A 19043-nucleotide genomic window follows, 5' to 3' on the forward strand; every position below is an offset into this window, starting at 1 on the left:
CACGCGCGCCAAGGTCACCGCTGCGTCGCGCATCGGTGTTCCCTCCTCACTGAGGAACTCCGGGATCAGCCCGCCGTGGCGGGTCGCAGGTGCGCCGTCGGCGCGGGCGACCCACCATCGGTTCACGTAGACCGCTCCCACGAAAACGGCGTGGCCCTCCCCATCCGATTCTTGCGAGACGGTCATGCCCCGCTAGCCGCCGGCGCTCAGCGGGACACTGGATTCGGCGGTGATGGACAGGAAGGTCAGCGACTCCTGGAGGTAGAGATCGACGCGGTCGGCGGTGTGGGACAGGTACCCGATCGACAGGTCCTGGCCGAGGTGAAGCTCGTAGTCGCCGCCACGGGTGGACAGCAGCAGGGCCCCGTCGAGCGCCGGCGCCCAGATGATCTCACCGTCGCGCAGCAGCCGCGCGAGGTGATGGTGGATCGGATAGCCGTGGTCGGTGGTCTCGGTGACCGCGGTGTAGGCGTCGGCGGACAGCAGCAGGCTGTAGGGCCCGTTGACACCGGCGAGCCGGAGCGCGGTCAGCGCCTTGGCGACGGCGCCGGGGTACTGCCGGACGTCGGGGGGCAGCGGCAGGGTGGCGTTGGAGCTGCCGGGGACGATGCCGGTGATCGAGGCCGGGTCGGAGCCGTGGAAGACCGCGTGGTCTTCGGCGAACGCGGCCCGCTTCGCCGCGTCCTTGGCAGGCCCCCAGTCCGAGTCGAGCGCACCGCGTTCGACATCGTCCACGGCCTGGCGGGTGACGGTGAAGGGGACACGCACCTCGATGATGGGCTGGGTCTCGCGCCGGTGGAGCAGCACCCCTTCGGTCGCCGCGTCGAAGGGGCGGACGTGCCCGGTCCCCACCGCGTTCAACTCGGTTCCGGCGGGGCCGACCAGGTCCACCACGCGGCGTCCGGCGACGTGACGGGTGAAGGTGCGGCGTACTTCGTCCTCGATGCCGGCCCAGGCGGCGTCCGACACCGGAGCAAGTTCGCGGTGCAGGTTGTTCATGAGGTGCCGTGTCCTTTCAGGCTGCCGATGCCGAGTGAGCCGTCATCGGGCGAAGTCGGCGCCCTCGCTGCTGGTTCCTCTGCAGCCTGCGCATCGGGTCCGGGTTTGTCCGCCGAGGCGGCGGCCGCCGCGGCCAGCTGCGGTGAGGGGTCGTCGAGGAAGTCCGCGGTGGGCACGAAGAACAGGCCACCGGTGACCGGAGTCGAGAAGTCCAGAATGCGGTCGTGGTTTCCCGGCGGGTCACCGATGAACATGTTCTCCAGCATCCGCTCGATCACCTCGACGCTGGCGGTGTAGCCGATGAAATAGGTCCCGAACTCTCGGGCGCCGACCGTGCCGAACGGCATGTTGTCCCGCACGATCTGCCGCTGGTTCCCGTCGGCATCGGTGATCGTGTTCAGGACCACGTGGGAGTTCGACGGCTTCATCTCGTCGGGCAGTTCGATGTCGTTCAGCTTCGTGCGGCCCATCGCCAGTTCCTGCGCCTCGACCGGCAGGGCGTCCCACTCCTGGAGGTCGTGGACGTACTTCTGGACGACCACGTAGCTGCCGCCGGCGAACGCGGGATCTTCGTCGCCGATGCGCACGGCCACCACCCCGTCGCGCCCCTTCGGGCTCTCGGTGCCGTCGACGAACCCCATCAGGTCGCGTTCGTCGAAGTAGCGGAAACCGTGCACCTCGTCGGCGACGTCGACGTACCGGGCGAGTCGGTTCATCAACTGGCCCGCCAGTTCAAAGCACAGGTCCATACGGCGCGCCCGCAGGTGGAACAGCAGGTCGCCCGGGGTGGACACCGCCGTATGGACGGCGCCGCCGAGTACCCGGAACGGATGCAGGCCGGCCGGGCGCGGTGGCCCGTACAGCCGGTCCCACAACTCCGCACCGATCCCGGTCACGCAACTCAGGCCGCCTTCGGGCGATCGGAACCCCACAGCGCGCGTCAGCCCTGCAATGTCGGGAAGCAGACCGCGCACCGCGTCCTCGCCGCCCGGCCGTACTGTCACCACCAGGAAGATCGCCGCCACCGCAGGCGGCGCCAGCACGTCCTGCGGTTCCCCTGGCTGCGGCATTACCCCTCCTCGCCGTCACGCGCACGCCTGGCCTTGCCGGCCAGGCGTGGTCGGCCGCGGGAGGGACGGCTGCGCAGTCGCCGGTCGCGGCGCGCACGCCATCATCGGCCTCAGGTCAGGGCTGCCGTCCTCCAGGGTCAGGCACACCACTGCTCTGCGCCGATCATCCCCCGCGCCGGGACCGCGAAACCATGACGGACGGGCTGGCAGCAGGTCCCGCGACCCGCCCCACGCGGGGCCCCCGGGATGTGCCGTCGCGCGAGTGCATGGTGCTGGCAGCGTCCTGCGCACACCCGCTTCCTGCCCATGACTTCCTAGCCTCGGTCGGCTGCGCCTGGCGCGTAGATCCGACAGTTGTCCCCGGCTCTGCACGCGCGGCGGCGGGTTCTGGCGGTAGCCGGCGGACCTCAGCGTCGGTTGGGTGAAGGCGTTGTCAGGGGCGTACCAGTCAGCGTGGAGGAGATCAAAGTCAACGACTGTGCAGGTAGCGCCGGGGCGTGGTGCCGACCGTGCGGCGGAAGGCCGCCAGGAACGCACTCGCCGTGGCGTACCCCACGCTGTGCGCCACCCGCGATACCGGTTGCCCCTCGGCCAGCAGCGGCAGGGCGGCGCGCAGCCGTGCCTGCGTGCGCCACTGGTCGAAGCTCATGCCCGTGTCGTGCACGAACAGCCGCGTCAACGTCCGCCGGCTCACGCCCGCCGCGCGGGCGTGTGCCTCCAGGCCGCGCGGGTCCGCCGGGTCCGCCAGCAGGGCGGCCGCCACCGCCCGGACGCGCTCGTCGGTGGGTTGCGGCACGTCGATGGGCCGGGTGGGCAGCGGGCGCAGCAGGTCGGGCACCAGCGCCTCGGCGCGCGACCGCGCGTCGTCGGTGAGGTCGGTACGGGCCAGGTACCCGATCAGCTCGGCCAGCAGGCCGTCGACGCCGACCGCCGTGGGCTCGACCCAATTCACCGGGCAGCGCTCCGGAGCCAGGTACAGGCTGCACAGCACCGCTTCGCGGGTCGCGCCGGTCGTGTGGGTGACGCCCGCAGGCAGCCACAGCGCCCGGGTGGGCGGCAGGACCCAGTACACCTCGTCCACGCCGACGCTCAGGACGCCCCGCCGGGTCCAGGCGAGCTGGTGGTGGGTGTGGCTGTGCGGGGGTATCCACTCCCCCGAGGCCAGCGGGAAGTGGCCGACGATGATCGCGGCCATGTCCTCCATGCGACACAGTCTGGCCTCATCGCGGATTGTGGCCAAATGCGGCGGATCGTAGCGTCATCGAGTGCCGATGATCGTGCTGTGCCTCGTCCAGTTCATGCTCGTGCTCGACGACACCGTCGTGAACGTGGCCCTGCCCAGCATCCGCGATGACCTGGGTTTCAGCGCGTCCGGGTTGCCCTGGGTCGTCAACGCCTACTTCCTGGCCTTCGGCGGGCTGCTGCTGTTGTGCGGCCGGATGGCGGATCTGCTGGGCCGCCGCCGCGTCTTCCTCATGGGCGTGGCACTGTTCGGGGTGGCCAGCCTGGCCTGCGGCCTCGCGCAGGAGCCATGGCAGCTCGTGATCGGGCGGTTCGTGCAGGGCACGGGTTCCGCGATGGCCGGCCCGGCGGCGATGTCGATGATCACGTTGCTGTATCCGAGGACGGAGGAGCGGACCAGAGCACTGGGCATCTGGGGTGGCATCGCGGCCCTGGGCGGGACCTCGGGCCTGGTGATCTCCGGGGCCCTGACCGACCTGGTGACCTGGCGCTGGATCTTCCTGATCAACCTGCCCGTCGTCGCCGTGGCCCTGGCGCTGCTCCCCGGCCTCGTCCCCGAGTCCCGCGCCCCCGGCCGGCGCGGCCTCGACGTTCCCGGCGCGGTCCTGGTCACCGGTGCCGCAGTGTCGCTGGTGTACGGGCTGCTGCGGGCCGGGGAGACCGGCTGGAGCGATCCGATCGCCATCGGCGCCGTCGCGCTGTCCGCCGCCTTGACGGTGGCGTTCCTGGTGACCGAGTCGCGGACGGCGGCACCGCTGGTGCCCAAGTCGTTCCTGGCCTCGCGGACGCGGGCGGTCGCCAACGGCGCGACCCTCCTGTTCTCGATGGCGATGTACGCGATGTCCTTCCTGTTGATGATCCAGGTGCAGACCGCTCTGGGGTACAGCCCGCTCCTGGCCGGCATCGCCTACCTGCCCTATGGCGGCGGCATCCTGGCGGGCATGTGGTCGTCCTCCCGCATCTCGCTCAGGATCGGGACGCGCTGGGCGCTCCTGCTGGCGTTCCTGGTCAACATCGCCGGCCTGCTGCTGCTGTCCGGCGTGGCGGCGGGCGACTCCTACGCCGCCCACGTCCTGCCCGGCATGCTCATACTGAGCGTGGGCAACGGGCTGAGCCTGCCCGTCATGGCCGTAGCCGCGGTCGACGGCACCACCGAAGAGGACGCAGGTCTCGGCTCGGCCCTGTTCACCTCCGTCCAGCAGATCGGCGGCGCCGTCGGGGTGGCCGCGCTGGCCGTCATGGGCTACTCGGGCGGCCTCACGGCGGGCGCGGTGTGCGTGGCGCTCGGAGCTGTGCTCATCGTCGTGCTACTGCCGTCGCGTACCAGCGGCCCCCAGCAGCCCGCCGGGCATGGAGCCGGCGGCCGGAGCACACCTGTGGGTTCGTAGGTGGTGAGGCGGGCTGAACGATGACGTCGCGACAACGGCGGAGACAACGCCGGGCCAGGGCGAGGATTTGACCAGAGTCCGCTTTCTCTCTCCTGCCTTGGATGCGGCAATCGCCCGGACATGACCGATCTGCCCTTCAGCGACCGGAGCGACTTCGACAACGCCGACCGCGGCCACATCGCCTCCCGCACCCCCGGGATCGTCACGAACGCCCAGGGGCAGACCGTCTGGGACGGCGACGTCTTCTCCTTCCTGGACGGCGAATGCCCTCAGTCGGTGCACCCGTCGCTGTGGCGGCAGTCGCAGCTGTGCGCCAAGCAGGGCTTGTACGAGGTGGCCGCGGGCATCTACCAGGTCCGCGGGCTCGACCTGTCGAACATGACTCTGGTCGAGGGCGACAAGGGCGTGATCGTGATCGACCCGCTGATATCGAACGAGACGGCCGCCGCCGCGCTCGCCCTGTACCGCGAGCACCGCGGCGACCGCCCCGTCACCGGCCTGCTCTACACCCACTCCCACATCGACCACTTCGGCGGAGCCGGGGGCGTTCTGCCGCCCGGCAACCCCGAGGGCGCACCGATCCTGGCGCCGGCCGGGTTCACCGAGAACGCCGTCGCCGAGAACGTCTACGCCGGAACCGCGATGGCACGGCGCGGGGTTTACCACACCGGCGCCACCCTTCCCAAAAACGCCTGACCGTGGCCCTCACCCAGCCGCAACTGCTCGCCGTACTCACCGGCAAGGACGCCCAGGACGCCGCTATGGAGGGCGACACGTCGGCACTGGACCGCCTGATGGGAGTCCTGGACAACCCGGACCCCGCCTTCCCCATCGTCACCCCTGACAGCAGGGTGGCACCGTCCGCGCGTTCCTGTGCCAGACGACCGATGAGGGCATCCCTCGGAACCGGATGCCCTCACCTTCAGCCTCTGGCACGGGGCGGAGGGTCCCGGAGCCGGCGCTACGAGGATGGGCAGAAGATGGTCTCCATGGCCTTGCCCATGGCTTGGCCCGCCCCGGCGGTGTCCTTGCCGCTCAGGGTGGCCGACATCGAGAGCTGGCGGCGGCCGTCTTCTGAGTAGAAGGTCATGGCGAGGAAGCCGGGGGCGGTCCCGCCCATGATGTAGAGATCGTCGCCGCATGAGCTGCGGCTCTTGCCCAGGGGCTGCGGGCCACCGGGCAGTCGGTCGGTCAGGACTCGCTGGAGTTCGGGCGGCAGCAGTTTGCCCTGGGCGAAGGCCCGTTGGAAGGCGCTGACGTCATGCGCGGTGGAGACCACTCCGCCGGCCGCCCCGGCGATGCCGGCGTTGAACCGGTCCATGTCGCGCAGCCTGCCGGTGGCGTCGGGGTAGTAGCCGTGGCCGTGCGGCCCCTTGATGCCCTCCGGCGGCTTGACGGGAAGGTAGGTCTTGGTCATCCCGAGCGGGCCGAACAGGCGTCCGTGCAGCTCCGCGGCCAGGTCGTGGCCGGTCAGACTCTCGATGACCACGCCGAGAAGGGTGTAGTTGGTGTTGGAGTAGGACCATTTCTCGCCCGGGTCTCCGGTCCGGGGCCGGCCGCGGCTCCACTTCACCAGATCCAGCGGCCGATAGTGGGTCGTGAAGTCGAACACGTCGAACGAAGGGTCTTCTCCCTCGCTACCGTCCGGGTTCGGCTTGCCGGCGTACCAGTCGGGAATGCCGGAGGTATGCCGGAGCATCTGCCGTACCGTGATCTCGTGGGCCCGTTCCACCAGGTCCTCCTCCACCACCACCGGCAGCAGGTCGCCGAGCTTGTCATCCACGCCCAACCTGCCCTCCTCGACCAGTTGCAGCACCACGGTGGCCACCATCTGCTTGGTCTGTGACCCGATCCGGAAGCGGGCGTTCGCGGGTATCCTCCCGCCCCCGCCGCCCAGCAGCCGGGAGCCCCCGCTGCCCAGCCCGACGGATTTCCCGTCGACGTAGGCCCCACCGACGGCTCCCACAACCCCGGGAGCCGTGGCCAGATCCTCCATCGCCTTCTGCACGTTCCCGACCGGCTCCGGAGCGGCGGTGGCGGGCCCGGCATTAGCCATCATCAGCATGGCGACACCGGCGGCCAGACCGGCGCTCCTCAGCGGCGGACGGACGTTCTTATATGACACGACGCGCTCCTCTTCACGATCACTTTCCGAAGCTGCGGCACCATGCCCTCGGCACGGACCGCCGCGGTCCATGCCTCCACTGAAGACGGAAGACTGTTGCAGTGGCGTATGCGATTTCCGATACACCTGCGATACACGTGCACACGCCCGCACATCGGCCCAGGACCGTGAATGCCTAAGGAACCGCGGGCGGCAGGACGCACATCACCGCAAGGCGGGGCACATCAGAGTCTCCGGCAAACACGGGGGCGATTCACCAAGACCATGACTGCCTTCAATGGCTTCACCGAACCCGGTGGAGTCCAGCCCTCGGCTTGCGCGCTCTGGCTATGGTCGGCCGGCCAGGCCCTGGCGCGCAGCAACGGGTCACCGGCGCGCACACCCGGCTGCGCTTTACCACTCGCCGCGACCGGTGGGGCCGTCAGTCCCGGAGATACAGAATCAGTTCGCAGGCCACGGGCGCCTCGCGCGGCAAATCGTTCTGATACAAGGAGATCCGCGCGTGGCTTCCGCGGTCCGGCCCGAACACCTCGATGAGCAGGTCGGACGCTCCGTTGACCACGGCGGGCGCCTCGGCGAACCCCGGGACGCAGTTCACGTAGCCGGCCAGCCGAACGACCTGGTCGACGTGGTCGAGGGAGCCGAGTTCGGCGCGCGCCATGGCCAGCAGGTTCACCGCGACCAGCCGCGCGGAACGGTAGCCGTCGCCGACGGTCAACTCCCGCCCGAGCTTGCCACTGATAGGAAAGATGTCCTCGCCTTTGTCATTCTTGACCGTGCCATAGGTTCCGGACACATAGAACAGATCTCCCGCGCGGACCCCGTAGCGGAAGTTGCCGATGGGCGTGGGCGGGCGGACGTCCGCCAGCCCGAGCCGGGCGAACTCCTGCTCCGGCGTGGGAGCGGCATCATGCCCGGCCGGCAGTCCGTTCGCCTGCTGGGGTGCGTCTTCCATCTACCGATCCCAACCCTAGGAATTGATGCGTATGGTTCCGGCCGAGGGGCTCACCACTTCCGGGCCCCATCCTTAGTGCGTGTTTGAGAAGGGTCCTGTCAGGTGTATTCGAGGTGGCGTCGGTGTTGACGGACGGTGGGGCGTCCGTCGCGGGCTAGGTGTGATGGATCAACCTCTCAGAACACGCACTCAGGCAGGTGGGCGCCGGGCCGTGAAATACCGGTTGGACCGCCTCAGGAAGACCAGCGGGATGAATGCGGCCATCGCGAGCAGATCCAGGGCGCTTCGCGCGTAGTCCAGTACGAGGTACGAGCTCGGGAACTCGAAGAATGGGGGTATGTCCGCAGTCGTGAAGCCCTGGGTGTCGCCCCGGACCAGCGCGACGAGGCTGGACAGGGCCCACAGGGAGGCGAACACGGTCAGCGTGATCCGCGCCCAGTGTCGGCCGCTGCGCATCTTGAGGCCGAGCAGGATCCAGAGGCCGCTCAGGAGCAGGTAGACGAACGTGAAGAAGATGAACAAGCCGAGCAGGGGCCCGTTCACCTTGTCATGGAGTTCGTACATCGACGCCTGAGCGTCCCCGCCTGTCGTGCCGAACACGTCGTCCACAGCCCGCTTCACGACCACGAAGCCGGCCACGTTGAGCACGGTCGCCAGCGGCGGCACCACGACCGCGATCCAGAACGCGATCTCGACGGCGGCCGGTCGCCTGCCGGTGAAACCGTACGAGCGCGGCGGCGAGGTCATGCGACAGAACTGTAGGCGTCCGCCTCCGCTCCCCGCACGATCGCCGTACGAAAATCGTTAAGAGACGGCCTTGATCAGTGGAGCGGGCGAGGGGAATCGGACCCGCATGGCCAGCTTGGAAGACGCGCCAAACACGCCCTCGGCCTGCTGCTCGCCGTCACCGTGTGCGCCGCCAGCGTCCAAGACCGCGGCGGCGCCAAGACCACCCTGCTCGGTGCGTACCTGACCGCACCCGCCTGCTGATTCGTCTTCGCCGACGCCGGCTTCGCCGGACGCCTCGTCGACCGGGCCCACGAGGTGCTGGCCACCACGATCAGCATCGTCCGCAAACCCCCAGACCAGAAGGGCTTCACAGTGCCACCCCGCAGATGGGCAGTGGAGCGGACGCTGGCCTGGCTGACCGCGCACCGGCGACTCGCCCGCGACTACGAACGCCACCCCGCCACTTCCGAAGCCATGATCCCGCCTGCTGGGTACGAGATGACCTCTTAGGCGGCCAGTTCTTCGAGGCCGCTCTGGACCCAGCTGAGGCCCAGGTCATCGGCTATGTGCCGAGCGGTCTCGACGAGTGTGGCGCGCTCAGGATCATCCTCGGGCAGCTCAGCGGCGAGTAGTAGCTGGGCAGCGGCGATCTGCGGACGCAAGCCGACCGCAGAGCGCAGATGAAGCGAGCGTCGCAGCATGCGCAGCCCCTCGTCGCGATTGCCGCCCTCGATCACACGCCAGGCCAGGTGGCGGAGCACGATGGACTCGAGGATCAAGTCGCCTTCCTGGTGAGCGGCTTGCAGAGCCTTGGTGTAGTGCGCCTTCGCCGCGGCACCGTCTTCGCGGACGTTGTCGAGGAGCGCGGCCCAGTGGAACTCGGCCCATCCGTGCGTCTTCGGGTCGGCGGCAGCGAAACGGTACCCGGCCTCTGCGGTCTCGTAGTCGTCCGGCAGCGGGTCCACCTGGAAGATCAGACGGGTGTAGGCGAGCCGGGCGGCGAGTAGCCGAGCTTGCGGCGACTCCGGATCGAGGGCCGCTATCGCGTCCGCCGCGGCCTCGATGCCGTCGACTCGGAACAAGAACCGCTCATAAAGGATCTCGGCCCTCAGTTCGCGCGCTTCGGTGCTGTGCTCTTCGGCCAGCAGCGCGGCGGCGTGATCCCAGTCACCGAGTACGTGGAGGCGGCGGGCCGCGTCAAGAGTTGTGTAGGTGTCATTATCATTCATGCTGCCTACATTAGAAGTCAGTCGTGTAGGCGGTCAAGCGGACTACGACGACTACATGGGGCGGGTGACCCCCGGCAGGAAATCAACGGGTGGTGGCCGCCCTGCGGCGGGCGCGATGGTTGGCGACGGTCGTCCGGCTGGCGCAGGTGTTGGAGCAGAAGCGGCGGCTGCGGTTGCGGGAGTCGTCGACGTAGAAGCGGGTGCAACCGTCCGCCTGGCAGCGGCCTACGGTCACCTCCGGGTCACCGCAGATCGCGTGCGCGAGGGCTGCGGCGCAGCTGCGGCCGAGCCAAGGAACGGGCTCCTCCCCGTCGCGGGCGAAGTGCAGGTGCTGCTGCCCCTCCCCGTCGTGCTCACTGACATGGATCGCGGGCGGGAAACGCTCCAGGAGCAGGTTGACGGGGGCGATCGGTCCGGTGTCGGCGACGGCCGCGACCGCCTCGCGCAGGGACTGGAGGAGACCTTCCAGCTCGCCGGCGTCCGGTTCGGCTATGTGGTGCTGGCGAAAGAACTCTCGCCGCAGCTCACTGGGCTCGTCACCGTTGACCAGCTCGACGGCCAGCCGGGTCAGATTACCGATGTAGGCGACGTAACGCACTTGACCACCTACCCCTTTCGCTCTCATAGTAGGCGGCATGGACTTGGACACCAACTACAGTATGACGTCCGCCGAAGAGGCCGCTCGGTCCTTGAAGAACGGCCCGCGAGCTCGGGCCGATCTGGCCGGGCAAGGGCGCGGGTGAATGATCGCCGACATCGACCTGGGCCAGGGCCTGCGGCTGCGGACCCTGACCACACATGACGTCGCCCTCGTGGTCGAGGCCACCGGCACCGAGACGGCTCGGGCCCTCTGGGGGCCCCACCCGGCCGGGCCCTACACACCTCAGGATGCGCGCGCCGCTCTGAACGCCTGGGATCCGGCCGCAGGAGGCCAGGTGTCCTACGGGATGCTCGAGCACGACCGCCTGCTCGGCGCTCTGGGGCTGATGGTCGACGGCCCGCGCAGCGCCGAACTCGCCTACTGGGTGCGACCGGAAAGCCGTCGCCAGGGCCTGGCCCTGCGCGGTATCAACGCGCTGACCCGCTGGACGCACGACGAACTGGGCTTGGACCGGATCTGGCTTGAGATCAACCCCGCCAACACCCCCTCGCTGCGTCTGGCCGACCGCGCCGGCTACCAGTACGAACAACGTCTCCCCCACCACTGCCGTGCCTGGACCACGCCCGACCCCGACCGCGACACCTGGCACGATTGCATGATCTGGGGACACACCAACCTCACGACGTCACCGGCCATCTGAGGCGATTCGGGGGGACCCAACTCGAACGCGGTCCCAGGAAGAAACCAGGGCCAACGGCTCCAGCGCCATGTTTCCGTGGCATCCGCCAAGCGTTGCCGACGAAGGCCAGGGAGTGCTCGGGGGTTTGGTGGCGGGAGTTGAGTGCGCGCCCCCGGACGACTGAGTAGCGGCCCCGGACGACTGAGTACAGGTGCTCAGGCGGTGCCGTGAGGGTCTCGGCAGAGTGGCACCCGAGGTGATGACAATGAGTATCGATCAGCAATCCCCGGGCCGGGCCGCCGACTCCTCGTCCGTCGCGGCGGTCGTCGACGGGCTGGAGCTCCGTATGTCGTCCGAGGCGGACGATGAGTGGATCCGCCGTCTCCGGCATGAGATCTACGCGCGGGAACTCGGCCAGCACACCCCCAACGCCGCCGGCCTGCTCACCGATGACCTCGACGGGAGCAACGTCTACATCGTGGCGCTCCGTCGTGGCGAACCGGCCGGGTTCGTCAGTGTGACGCCCCCGTGGGCAGGCCGCTTCTCGATCGATCGCCATCTGCGGAGGGACGAGCATCCGGCGCTGTCTGATGACGGCCTTTTCGAGATCCGGATCCTGGCCGTCGATCCGAGCCTGCGGGGCAAGATGATCGGCAGGCTGCTGATGTACGCGGCGCTCCGCTGGGTGGCGGGGCACGGAGGTCGGAGCATCGTGGCCTTGGGACGGGTTGAGCTGCTGCCGATGTACCTGGCGCTGGGGCTCGCGTCCACCGGCACGGAGGTGCGATCGGGGGCCGTGGATTTCCAGCTCCTGACCGGCGACGTCGCCGAGCTCACCGACCGGACCCTGCGACGGCACGGACCGCTGCTGCGCGATCTAGGACGGAAGGTGCGGTGGAGGCTGGAGGCCTCCTTCCTGCCCGAGGACGAGTCCTGCGCCCACGGCGGTGCGTCCATAGAGGCGCTGGGACGGGGGTTCGACACCCTGGACGCGCACGGCGACGTGGTCCCCGCCGACGTGCTCGACGCCTGGTTCCCGCCGGCTCCCGCCGCGGTCGCGGCCCTGACCGGCGGGCAGGAGTGGATCGCGCGCACGTCTCCGCCCGCGCGGGCCGACGGGCTCATCGAGGAGATCGCGCTTCGCCGGGGCCTGCCCGGGAACGCCGTCGCGGTCGGCGCGGGTTCCTCCGACCTGATCTTCCGCGCGTTCAGCCGATGGCTGGACGCCTCCAGCAAGGTGCTCCTGATCGACCCCTGTTACGGCGAGTACGCGCACGTCGTTGAGCAGGTGATCGGCTGCCGCGCCGACCGGTTCCCGTTGTACCCGGCGGAGGGCTGGCGGATCGACCCGGAACGTCTCACCCGCGCCCTGCGGAACCAGTACGACCTGGTGGTCATCGTCAATCCCAACAACCCGACCGGGGTCCATCTCGACACGGCCGGACTGCGGGAGGTGCTGGAGGGCGCGCCGGGCGGGACCCGGTTCTGGATCGATGAGGCGTACGCCGGGTACGTCGGCGCCGGGCAGACGCTGGAGCCCTACGCGGCCGAGGCCGACAACGCCGTCGTCTGTACTTCGCTGTCGAAGATCTACGCTCTGTCGGGCCTGCGAGCGGCCTATCTCACGGCGCCTCCACCGATCGTGGCGGATCTGCGTCGCTGGACTCCGCCGTGGTCGGTGAGCCTGCCCGCCCAGATCGCCGCGGTGAGCGCGCTGCGCGATCCGGCGTACTACACCGCCCGATGGGCCCAGACGGCGGCGCTGCGCGCCGAACTGGCCGCCGCGCTCATGGAGGCCGATGAGAACCTGCGCGTCAGCGAGTCGGTGGCGAACTTCGTCCTGCTCACGCTGCCCAGGGGCGGGCCCACCGCGTCCCGGCTTGTCGACCGGTGCCGGCGGCGGGGCGTGTTCCTGCGGGACCTGTCGCCGATGTCCCCGGCGTTCGAGGGCAGGACGGTGCGAATCGCGGTGCGCGACGCCGCGGCCAACACCCGCGTGGCGGGCGCCGTCGCCGAAGCCCTGCGCGTCCCGCTCGGCACGGCGTGACCGAGGTCGCGGATCTGGTCCCCTACCTTGCCGGCACGCTGTTCGTCGGCGGCATCGCGGCCGGGCTGTCCAAGCGGCGTGAGTACGTACTGCGGTGGTGCGCCTGGGCGGTGGGCGTGCCCGTCGTGGTCGTCGCCCTGGACATGGGCCCTGGCGGTGCGGCCGCCCTCGCCGCTTCGGCGGGGGTGGCGTGCGCCGTCGAGTACGCCGCCTTGACCGGCCTGCCCCGGCTGGACCGCGTGGTGCTCGCCGCCGCCGTGCCCGTGGCGCCCGTGACGGCCTGGCTGGCGCCCGGCCATCTCCCCCGGCTTCTCGCACTCACCCTCGCAGCCGTCGCCCTGGTACCGGTCCTGGCCGGTGACGCGGCCGGCGGACTCTCCAGGCTGTGTTTCGGTGTGCTCGGAGTGATCTGGTTCGCGCCGCTGGCCGGCGTGGTCCTGCTCGGCCCGGAGATCCTGGCGTTGTTCGCCGCGGTGTCGATCGCCGACATCACCGCCTCGTTCGGCGGCCGGTCCCTCGGCGGGCCGCCCCTTTCCCGGCTGTCGCCGTCCAAGCACTGGAGCGGCCTGCTGACCGGGACCGTCACGGGACTGGGCACACTGGCCGTGCTCGGTGCCTTCACGCCGGCCTGGGCCGTCGCGGTGGCGGTCGGCGCCCCACTGGGGGACCTGCTGGAGTCGATGGTCAAGAGAGGAGTCGAGGCCAAGGACTCCGCCTCCTGGCTGGCGGGCGCCGGCGGCCTGCTCGACAGGCTCGATTCTTTCCTCATGGCCCTAGTGCTCGCCGTGGCACTCGGCTGATGACCGCCAGGTCTGCCCGCAGGCCTTGGTGCGGACCAGTGCCTCAGGAGTCGGGTGCTGCGGCCGGGGTGTCGTATCGCCGGAGCACGCCGAACCAGCCGCAGCCGATGATGACGCCGATCAGCAGGCCGGCGGCCAGGAAGGCCGGGCGTGGGTCGTGGCCGGACGCCTTGGTCACCGCGCCGGCGACGGTGGCACCGACAGGGGTCGCCGCGACGAACAGCGCCCGTGCCGCCGTCGTGACCCGTCCGAGAAGCTCGCGGGGAATCCAGCGCTGCCGGGTGCTGCGGTTGATCACGCTGGCGATCGACACCGCCCACACCTGCACGGCGTTGGCGGCCAGCAGGGGCGCCCATCCAGTGCTGGCTCCCATGACCAGCAGCGAGCCGGCCGCCAGCAGGATGCCCAGGCTGATCGAGGGCAGCGCACCCAGCCGCGCCGCGATGAACGGAGCCGTGACCGCCCCGGCGATCCCGCCGGCCCCGCCCGCCGTGATCACGGCGGCGACCAGCGGCGTCGGAAGGCCCAGCTGCACGCGGGCGAAGTAGACGATCAGGGTGTCCACCGCCAGGCAGAGGTTGACCAAGGTCTGAACGATGGTGAGGGCCAGCAGCGGGCGAAAGCCGACGATGAACCGCAGGCCCTCCCAAAGATCCTCACCGAGCCTGCGGAGCATCAGGCGGGCCGACCTCGGTGTCGTCCGGGCCCGGTCGGCTCTGCCGGGTGCCAGAAGACCGGCCGACCGCGCATCCCGGGCGCCACCGCCCCGCGTCCGCCCCGCCCTCACCTCGATCAGCAGCGGCACCAGGGTGGCCAGCGAAACCGCGAAGGTCGCCGCGTTGATCAGTAACGCGGTTTCGACACCGATCCAGGTGGCGAGCAGAGCGACGATGGCCGGGCCGACCATCTGCGACGTCCGCCCGGCGCTCTCCAACACCGAGTTGGCCCTCAGCAACCCCTCGGCCGGGAACAGGTCCTTCACGGCGACGGTCAACGCGGCGTCGAAGAACACCGTGGCCGCCCCGCCCACGAACGCCAGGGCCAGCACGCCCCCCAACGGGGCAGCCCCCAGCCACACAAGCCCGGGAAGGACCACGAAGACCCCGGCGCGGAGCACATCCATGGCGACCAGCACCCTCCACGGATTCAGCCGGTCCACGACCGGCCCCGCGGGCAGTCCGACCAGCAGATAGCCGATCCCGCGCGGGGCGGCCGCCAGACCCGCCGCCAACGGGTCACGGGTCAACTGCAGGACCAGCAGCGGCACAGCGAGCACCGCGCAGCCGTCACCGAGCAAAGACACCGACTGCCCGCCCAGGAACAACCGACGAGCCCGCGATGAGGCTTCCGTCATGTCCTCCAGCCCAGTCAGCGTTGAGCCGTGTCGAGCCGAGCGCCCTGCACCCCGACCCGACGTGGTGGGCCTCGGCGGGGCCGTCTTTAACGTTCGCCAGAGACGGTAATCAGCACCAGCCCGCCGGAGAAGTCACCCTTGATGTTGAAATCGACGCGTGCTCGGTCGACGGCAAGGGAGCCCAGGCTGCGGCCTTGTCGCCATGGCGGTTCGTCATGGTCTTCGGCGTGGTCGGCCTCCTGGCGGACACCGTCTATGAGGGGGCCCGATCGATCACCGGTCCCTTTCTGGGGCCGCTACTGGAGCTGGACGATCACAGACGACGGCACCGCGACAGTCCGCTGACAACGACGTCGCTGCCTGCATTTCTGCCCCGGACGTGACGGACCCCGCTCTCGTCCGAGGACGGGAGCGGGGCCTGTGGTGGGGGGTCGGGGTGGCCAGGAGGGGATCACCTGGACGGGCTTGGTCAGCCGAGGGGCTTCGGGGCGCCCTTCTTGCCCATGCCGTGGCCCCAGGACAGGACCTCGTACTTGACGCCCTTCAGGTGGCCCGCCGAGGTGCCCGTGTCGTACTTGCTGTTCGGCTTCTTGCCGTCCACCAGGTGGCGGAAGGTGTAGGTGTCGAGGTCGAGCATGACGCCGCGGTGCGACGGCTCGCCCGGCCCGCGGTCCCCGACGAAGCCGGTGACGCTGCGCCCCTTGTAGGTGACCTTGACCTTGGTGTGCATGGGCCAGCTCGGGCTGGCGAACAGGCCCTTCTGCATCGGCTTGCCGCCCGCCGGGGCGCCGGTGTCGCCGTTCACGCCCGAGCCGTCGTCCCAGAAGTAGGACGCGGTGGTGCTGCCCGACAGGACGGCGTGGCTCTTCGAAGCGGCCTTGCCGGTGGTGTGGCGGGTGGCCTTCGCGTCGTGCTGCCCGGCCACCTGCTGGCCGGTGACCTTATGGCCGGTGACCTTGTGCCCGGCGGCCTGCTGCCCGGTCACCACCTGGTCGGTGACCTTGTGCCCGGACACCAGCTGGTCGGTGACCTTGTGCCCGGACACCTGCTGCCCGGTCACCAACTGCCCGGTGACCTTGTGCCCGGTGACCTGCTGCCCGGTGACCGTGTGCGCCATCGGCTTGTCCGCCGGGGCCCCATGGGCAGCCTCGACCGCCACGCCCGCGACCAGGATGCCCGCGAGGGCGGTACCGATAAGGGCGGTTCGCTGCTGCATGTTCATCCTTTGCTCGGTGGGCCGGGCGCCGGGCCATGCCTTCGGCGTGATGGACTCGCCGTTCGGGCATGACGGATCCGGCGCACGGCACGTGGGCGTGCTCGCGACGTGGGTGTGATCGCGCGGGTGGAGAGGGGGAGCACCGCTTGACGGTGCGGGCAAGGGGCCGCTCAGCGGCCCCGGCTCACCGGTACTCGGGGTAGCCGTAGCCGGCGACGGTGGAGGTGTCGCGGACCTTCTTCTTCACCGCGTCACCGGTGTTGCCCTCGATGGTGTTGATGGTGCCGTCGTGGTTGTCCTTCACGACGATGCCGACGTGTTCGACACCCTTGATGCCGCCGCCGTTCCAGGCGAAGAAGACCACGGCGCCGGGCTTCGGCGTCTGGCCGAAGCGGCCGGTCTTCTTGAACCACTGGGCGTGGCTGACGGTGTAGGCGTCGGCGCCCATTCCCTTGGTGCCGGTGTGCTGGCCCAGCCAGGACACGAACATGTCGCACCAGGACTGGCCCTTGTAGACGGAGGCGCTCTCGGCACCGATGCGGTGGGCGTTCAGCTCGCCCAGCGACGAGCCGATGTACCAGTTGTTGAACTTGCTGTTGCCCGAGGCGTCCTCGTGGGTGCCGACCTGCGTGCGGGCGAGCTTGATGACGTCCTGCGCGGAGGCGCCGGCCTTGGCGCTCTGGCCGCCGGTCTTGGCGCCGTTGGCGTCGGCCTTGGACACCTCGGCAACGTGCGCGGTGTTCGCGGGCTTGGTGTCCGCCTGGGCGGACGGGGCCAGGGAGGCGAAGCCGAACACACCTGCCATTGAGAGGACGGCTCCGGCGGCCACGCGGGTGCCCATGCGCTTGGTCAGGTCGAAGGTACGAGCGGTCATGAAAAGGTTCTCCTGAGTTCTTCCAGTCCGCCTACCGGGTTAGCTGTCGGGTTCGGGCGTGGAAGTGGCCCTACCGCGACCCCGCGCACGGCGGGGGTGCGGATTCACCCCGGTGTTTCGGTGGGTCCCCGGCTCCGCTCGGCCGTGATCGGCGCTCTGCGGACTCGGCGGCGGACGTGCCTTGATCGGCCGTCCTGATGATCAGGGACTTGATGCGCCCTTCATGATCTGTTCGGGCGCTCCGGACGGGCTTCCCCGTCGGTCACAGAGCCACAACAGGTTCAAGCCGCCCCATATTTCGTCAAGCACGCCCCAACGACCTGACCGACCTGCAAAGACTTCACAAAACCCCCTCAACGCAAGGGCTGCGGTCCAGTCAAGCTGGACCAAGATTTTCGGTGCGACACCCTCAACCGGACCGCTCAACGGTGCCTGAAATTTGCGTACCGCTCAGCTCGTCATCCTTGAGCTATCGGACTGAGCCGACCGGGCCCGAGCGTGGAGGCGGATCCCCCGCCGCCTACGACGATGCCGGAGGCGAGCCGGTGAACAACGCCAGGGTCGGAGGAGCAACGCGGGGTTCTGGACCGAGCACCGTGCACGCCAGGCCACCACCGTGAGCGGCGAGGTCGGCGCTCACGGCCGTCATTCACCTCGTCGTGGGCGCCCCGCCCGGCGTCCGCAGCGACTCCGTACTCCGACCACCGGCTCAGGCGGATCGTCTGATCGCGGGGAGCGTCGTCAACTCCCTGGCCCTGGCCACGGCATCCCTCCGGCGATCGCCATGGCCGCGGCGAACGTGCCGGCCAAGCCGCCCACACCGGCACCAGCCTCACCGGACCGCCGTAATCCGCTCCGTTCCGCCCGCCCTTCAAACTCCGCACCCGCAAGACGCTCGATATCACCCGCCTGCTGACCCGTCCTGTTCTCCTCCCGACCTACTCGGCCGCGATCTGCTCCCGAACGGAGAGCCACGCATGCCAGCAGTCTGCGGGCGGAATGTCGGAGTACCCGCGAGATCGCTCAAGGTCGTCTGCGACGCTGAGCGGGACGGTCATGCATACCGCATCGTCGCGGATGGCGAGCACCTCCGCTTCCGTCAGCGGCTCGCCCTTCTCCTGCTCAGCCGCATGCAGGATCACCACCAGAGCCGGCATGAAGACGGCGCAGAGTGGGTCTTCGTCGTGGGACATCTGTTCTCCAGACTGCTCAGGTCACGTTTCGGGCCCGGAAGGCCGAGGACGCCGAGCGGATGACCGACCGCGTGCGCACCTTTGCCGGATACCGGAAATACCACGGATACGGCATGATCAGCCGCTCCTTCGCGTACGAGCAAGCCCTGCTCCGAGAGGTCGAACGCCTCGTGCACAACATCCGGCGCGAGGTCGAAGACGTCTTCTACCTCAGGTTCGAGGAGTTCTGGGACGTCGTGCTCCATCCACGGCACCCACGCGGCCTCCATCGAGCGAGCCGGGGTGTGGGGCCTGTCACGTCTCGGCGGCCACCAACCTGAACCAGGCGCGCCCCTGGGCACGCGAGTGGAGCGGGTGCGAGCCGTGGTCGCGCAGGCCGGTCAGGTCCTGAGCCAGCATGGCGCGCGCGACATCGGTGTCCACCAGGGCGCCGTGCGAGGACGTTCCGAGGGAGCCCGAGGAGTGGACGGGACGGACGAGGCGGTGGCGGCCGATGGCTTCCGGTCCGGCGACCACGGCGGCGACGGCGACGGCGACGGGGG

General features: G+C 69.7%; 20 protein-coding genes, 2 pseudogenes and 1 riboswitch. Of the genes and pseudogenes, 9 read left to right on the forward strand and 13 right to left on the reverse strand.

Going from position 1 to position 19043, the window contains the following annotated elements; all coding sequences use genetic code 11:
* Positions 1–192: 192 nt before the first annotated feature.
* The 3 genes from BJ999_RS25205 to BJ999_RS25215 all read right to left on the reverse strand — a co-directional run bounded on the left by BJ999_RS25205 (position 193) and on the right by BJ999_RS25215 (position 3273).
* Positions 193–999, reverse strand: coding sequence for a family 1 encapsulin nanocompartment shell protein (locus BJ999_RS25205; protein WP_179835581.1), 807 nt, complete (start codon positions 997–999; stop codon positions 193–195).
* Complete coding sequence (locus BJ999_RS25210) at positions 996–2069, reverse strand: Dyp-type peroxidase (protein ID WP_179835582.1); 1074 nt, start codon at positions 2067–2069, stop codon at positions 996–998. The genes BJ999_RS25205 and BJ999_RS25210 overlap by 4 nt, the downstream gene beginning before the upstream one ends.
* 469 nt (positions 2070–2538) lie before the next feature.
* Positions 2539–3273 (reverse strand): helix-turn-helix transcriptional regulator, encoded by a 735-nt coding sequence (locus BJ999_RS25215; RefSeq protein ID WP_179835583.1) that lies wholly within the window; start codon positions 3271–3273, stop codon positions 2539–2541.
* Between the two features lie 67 nt (positions 3274–3340).
* On the opposite strand from BJ999_RS25215, the gene BJ999_RS25220 reads away from it, so the two are divergent.
* The 3 genes and pseudogenes from BJ999_RS25220 to BJ999_RS44075 form a co-directional block, all read left to right on the forward strand.
* A complete protein-coding gene (locus BJ999_RS25220) occupies positions 3341–4699 on the forward strand; it encodes an MFS transporter (RefSeq protein ID WP_179838801.1) in 1359 nt (452 codons plus the stop codon).
* A gap of 120 nt (positions 4700–4819) precedes the next feature.
* Positions 4820–5383: pseudogene (locus tag BJ999_RS25225) on the forward strand (MBL fold metallo-hydrolase); the annotation flags it as partial.
* Positions 5384–5397: 14 nt separating this feature from the next.
* Positions 5398–5481 (forward strand): annotated as a pseudogene (locus BJ999_RS44075) (hypothetical protein); the annotation flags it as partial.
* Positions 5482–5660: 179 nt separating this feature from the next.
* Here the strand turns inward: BJ999_RS44075 and BJ999_RS25230 are convergent.
* The 3 genes from BJ999_RS25230 to BJ999_RS25240 all read right to left on the reverse strand — a co-directional run bounded on the left by BJ999_RS25230 (position 5661) and on the right by BJ999_RS25240 (position 8526).
* On the reverse strand, positions 5661–6896 hold the full coding sequence (locus BJ999_RS25230; protein ID WP_179835585.1) for a serine hydrolase domain-containing protein: 1236 nt from the start codon (positions 6894–6896) through the stop codon (positions 5661–5663).
* Positions 6897–7245: 349 nt separating this feature from the next.
* Entirely contained in the window at positions 7246–7779 is a 534-nt protein-coding gene (locus tag BJ999_RS25235; RefSeq protein WP_179835586.1) for a RidA family protein, read from the reverse strand.
* 189 nt (positions 7780–7968) lie between these two features.
* Positions 7969–8526, reverse strand: coding sequence for a hypothetical protein (locus BJ999_RS25240; protein ID WP_179835587.1), 558 nt, complete (start codon positions 8524–8526; stop codon positions 7969–7971).
* A 297-nt stretch (positions 8527–8823) separates the two neighbouring features.
* Here BJ999_RS25240 and BJ999_RS44080 point away from each other — a divergent pair, with 297 nt between their 5' ends.
* Complete coding sequence (locus BJ999_RS44080; protein ID WP_179838802.1) at positions 8824–9018, forward strand: transposase; 195 nt, start codon at positions 8824–8826, stop codon at positions 9016–9018.
* Here the strand turns inward: BJ999_RS44080 and BJ999_RS25250 are convergent.
* Positions 9015–9737: a hypothetical protein gene (locus BJ999_RS25250; RefSeq protein ID WP_218935217.1), complete on the reverse strand. Its 723-nt coding sequence runs from the start codon at positions 9735–9737 to the stop codon at positions 9015–9017. The two genes, BJ999_RS44080 and BJ999_RS25250, sit on opposite strands and share 4 nt — an antisense overlap.
* Positions 9738–9819: 82 nt before the next feature.
* On the reverse strand, positions 9820–10335 hold the full coding sequence (locus tag BJ999_RS25255; protein ID WP_179835588.1) for a CGNR zinc finger domain-containing protein: 516 nt from the start codon (positions 10333–10335) through the stop codon (positions 9820–9822).
* Between the two features lie 145 nt (positions 10336–10480).
* On the opposite strand from BJ999_RS25255, the gene BJ999_RS25260 reads away from it, so the two are divergent.
* From BJ999_RS25260 to BJ999_RS25270, 3 genes are all read left to right on the forward strand, one after another.
* The gene (locus BJ999_RS25260) at positions 10481–11038 is read left to right on the forward strand and encodes a GNAT family N-acetyltransferase (protein WP_179835589.1); all 558 of its coding nucleotides are present in this window, start codon (positions 10481–10483) and stop codon (positions 11036–11038) included.
* Positions 11039–11282: 244 nt separating this feature from the next.
* Complete coding sequence (locus BJ999_RS25265; protein ID WP_179835590.1) at positions 11283–13064, forward strand: aminotransferase class I/II-fold pyridoxal phosphate-dependent enzyme; 1782 nt, start codon at positions 11283–11285, stop codon at positions 13062–13064.
* Complete coding sequence (locus BJ999_RS25270) at positions 13061–13864, forward strand: phosphatidate cytidylyltransferase (protein WP_179835591.1); 804 nt, start codon at positions 13061–13063, stop codon at positions 13862–13864. Before BJ999_RS25265 ends, BJ999_RS25270 begins: the two co-directional genes overlap by 4 nt.
* 43 nt (positions 13865–13907) lie before the next feature.
* Here the strand turns inward: BJ999_RS25270 and BJ999_RS25275 are convergent, their stop codons facing one another.
* Complete coding sequence (locus BJ999_RS25275) at positions 13908–15188, reverse strand: MFS transporter (protein ID WP_179835592.1); 1281 nt, start codon at positions 15186–15188, stop codon at positions 13908–13910.
* A 50-nt stretch (positions 15189–15238) separates the two neighbouring features.
* On the opposite strand from BJ999_RS25275, the gene BJ999_RS25280 reads away from it, so the two are divergent.
* The gene (locus BJ999_RS25280) at positions 15239–15601 is read left to right on the forward strand and encodes a hypothetical protein (RefSeq protein ID WP_179835593.1); all 363 of its coding nucleotides are present in this window, start codon (positions 15239–15241) and stop codon (positions 15599–15601) included.
* A gap of 86 nt (positions 15602–15687) precedes the next feature.
* On the opposite strand, the gene BJ999_RS42345 is transcribed toward BJ999_RS25280, so the two are convergent.
* From BJ999_RS42345 to BJ999_RS25295, 3 genes are all read right to left on the reverse strand, one after another.
* A complete protein-coding gene (locus tag BJ999_RS42345; protein WP_229810362.1) occupies positions 15688–16434 on the reverse strand; it encodes a septal ring lytic transglycosylase RlpA family protein in 747 nt (248 codons plus the stop codon).
* 184 nt (positions 16435–16618) lie between these two features.
* On the reverse strand, positions 16619–17308 hold the full coding sequence (locus BJ999_RS25290) for a CHAP domain-containing protein (RefSeq protein ID WP_179835594.1): 690 nt from the start codon (positions 17306–17308) through the stop codon (positions 16619–16621).
* 14 nt (positions 17309–17322) lie between these two features.
* Positions 17323–17472, reverse strand: a riboswitch (cyclic di-AMP (ydaO/yuaA leader).
* A 774-nt stretch (positions 17473–18246) separates the two neighbouring features.
* Positions 18247–18501, reverse strand: coding sequence for a hypothetical protein (locus BJ999_RS25295; protein WP_179835595.1), 255 nt, complete (start codon positions 18499–18501; stop codon positions 18247–18249).
* 59 nt (positions 18502–18560) lie between these two features.
* On the opposite strand from BJ999_RS25295, the gene BJ999_RS25300 reads away from it, so the two are divergent.
* Positions 18561–18821, forward strand: a complete 261-nt coding sequence (locus BJ999_RS25300; RefSeq protein WP_179835596.1) for a hypothetical protein — start codon at positions 18561–18563, stop codon at positions 18819–18821.
* On the opposite strand, the gene BJ999_RS25305 is transcribed toward BJ999_RS25300, so the two are convergent.
* Positions 18796–19017, reverse strand: coding sequence for a hypothetical protein (locus BJ999_RS25305; RefSeq protein WP_179835597.1), 222 nt, complete (start codon positions 19015–19017; stop codon positions 18796–18798). The genes BJ999_RS25300 and BJ999_RS25305 overlap by 26 nt on opposite strands.
* Positions 19018–19043: the final 26 nt, after the last annotated feature.

This window comes from Actinomadura citrea (assembly GCF_013409045.1).
Classification (GTDB): Bacteria; Actinomycetota; Actinomycetes; order Streptosporangiales; family Streptosporangiaceae; genus Spirillospora; species Spirillospora citrea.

Coding starts and splice junctions, on each gene's coding strand:
- BJ999_RS25205 (WP_179835581.1), bottom strand. CDS start 999: ATGAACAACCTGCACCGCGAACTTGCTCCGGTGTCGGACGCCGCCTGG.
- BJ999_RS25210 (WP_179835582.1), bottom strand. CDS start 2,069: ATGCCGCAGCCAGGGGAACCGCAGGACGTGCTGGCGCCGCCTGCGGTG.
- BJ999_RS25215 (WP_179835583.1), bottom strand. CDS start 3,273: ATGGAGGACATGGCCGCGATCATCGTCGGCCACTTCCCGCTGGCCTCG.
- BJ999_RS25220 (WP_179838801.1), top strand. CDS start 3,341: ATGATCGTGCTGTGCCTCGTCCAGTTCATGCTCGTGCTCGACGACACC.
- BJ999_RS25230 (WP_179835585.1), bottom strand. CDS start 6,896: ATGGACCGCGGCGGTCCGTGCCGAGGGCATGGTGCCGCAGCTTCGGAA.
- BJ999_RS25235 (WP_179835586.1), bottom strand. CDS start 7,779: ATGGAAGACGCACCCCAGCAGGCGAACGGACTGCCGGCCGGGCATGAT.
- BJ999_RS25240 (WP_179835587.1), bottom strand. CDS start 8,526: ATGACCTCGCCGCCGCGCTCGTACGGTTTCACCGGCAGGCGACCGGCC.
- BJ999_RS25250 (WP_218935217.1), bottom strand. CDS start 9,737: ATGAATGATAATGACACCTACACAACTCTTGACGCGGCCCGCCGCCTC.
- BJ999_RS25260 (WP_179835589.1), top strand. CDS start 10,481: ATGATCGCCGACATCGACCTGGGCCAGGGCCTGCGGCTGCGGACCCTG.
- BJ999_RS25265 (WP_179835590.1), top strand. CDS start 11,283: ATGAGTATCGATCAGCAATCCCCGGGCCGGGCCGCCGACTCCTCGTCC.
- BJ999_RS42345 (WP_229810362.1), bottom strand. CDS start 16,434: ATGCAGCAGCGAACCGCCCTTATCGGTACCGCCCTCGCGGGCATCCTG.
- BJ999_RS25290 (WP_179835594.1), bottom strand. CDS start 17,308: ATGACCGCTCGTACCTTCGACCTGACCAAGCGCATGGGCACCCGCGTG.
- BJ999_RS25295 (WP_179835595.1), bottom strand. CDS start 18,501: ATGTCCCACGACGAAGACCCACTCTGCGCCGTCTTCATGCCGGCTCTG.
- BJ999_RS25300 (WP_179835596.1), top strand. CDS start 18,561: ATGACCGACCGCGTGCGCACCTTTGCCGGATACCGGAAATACCACGGA.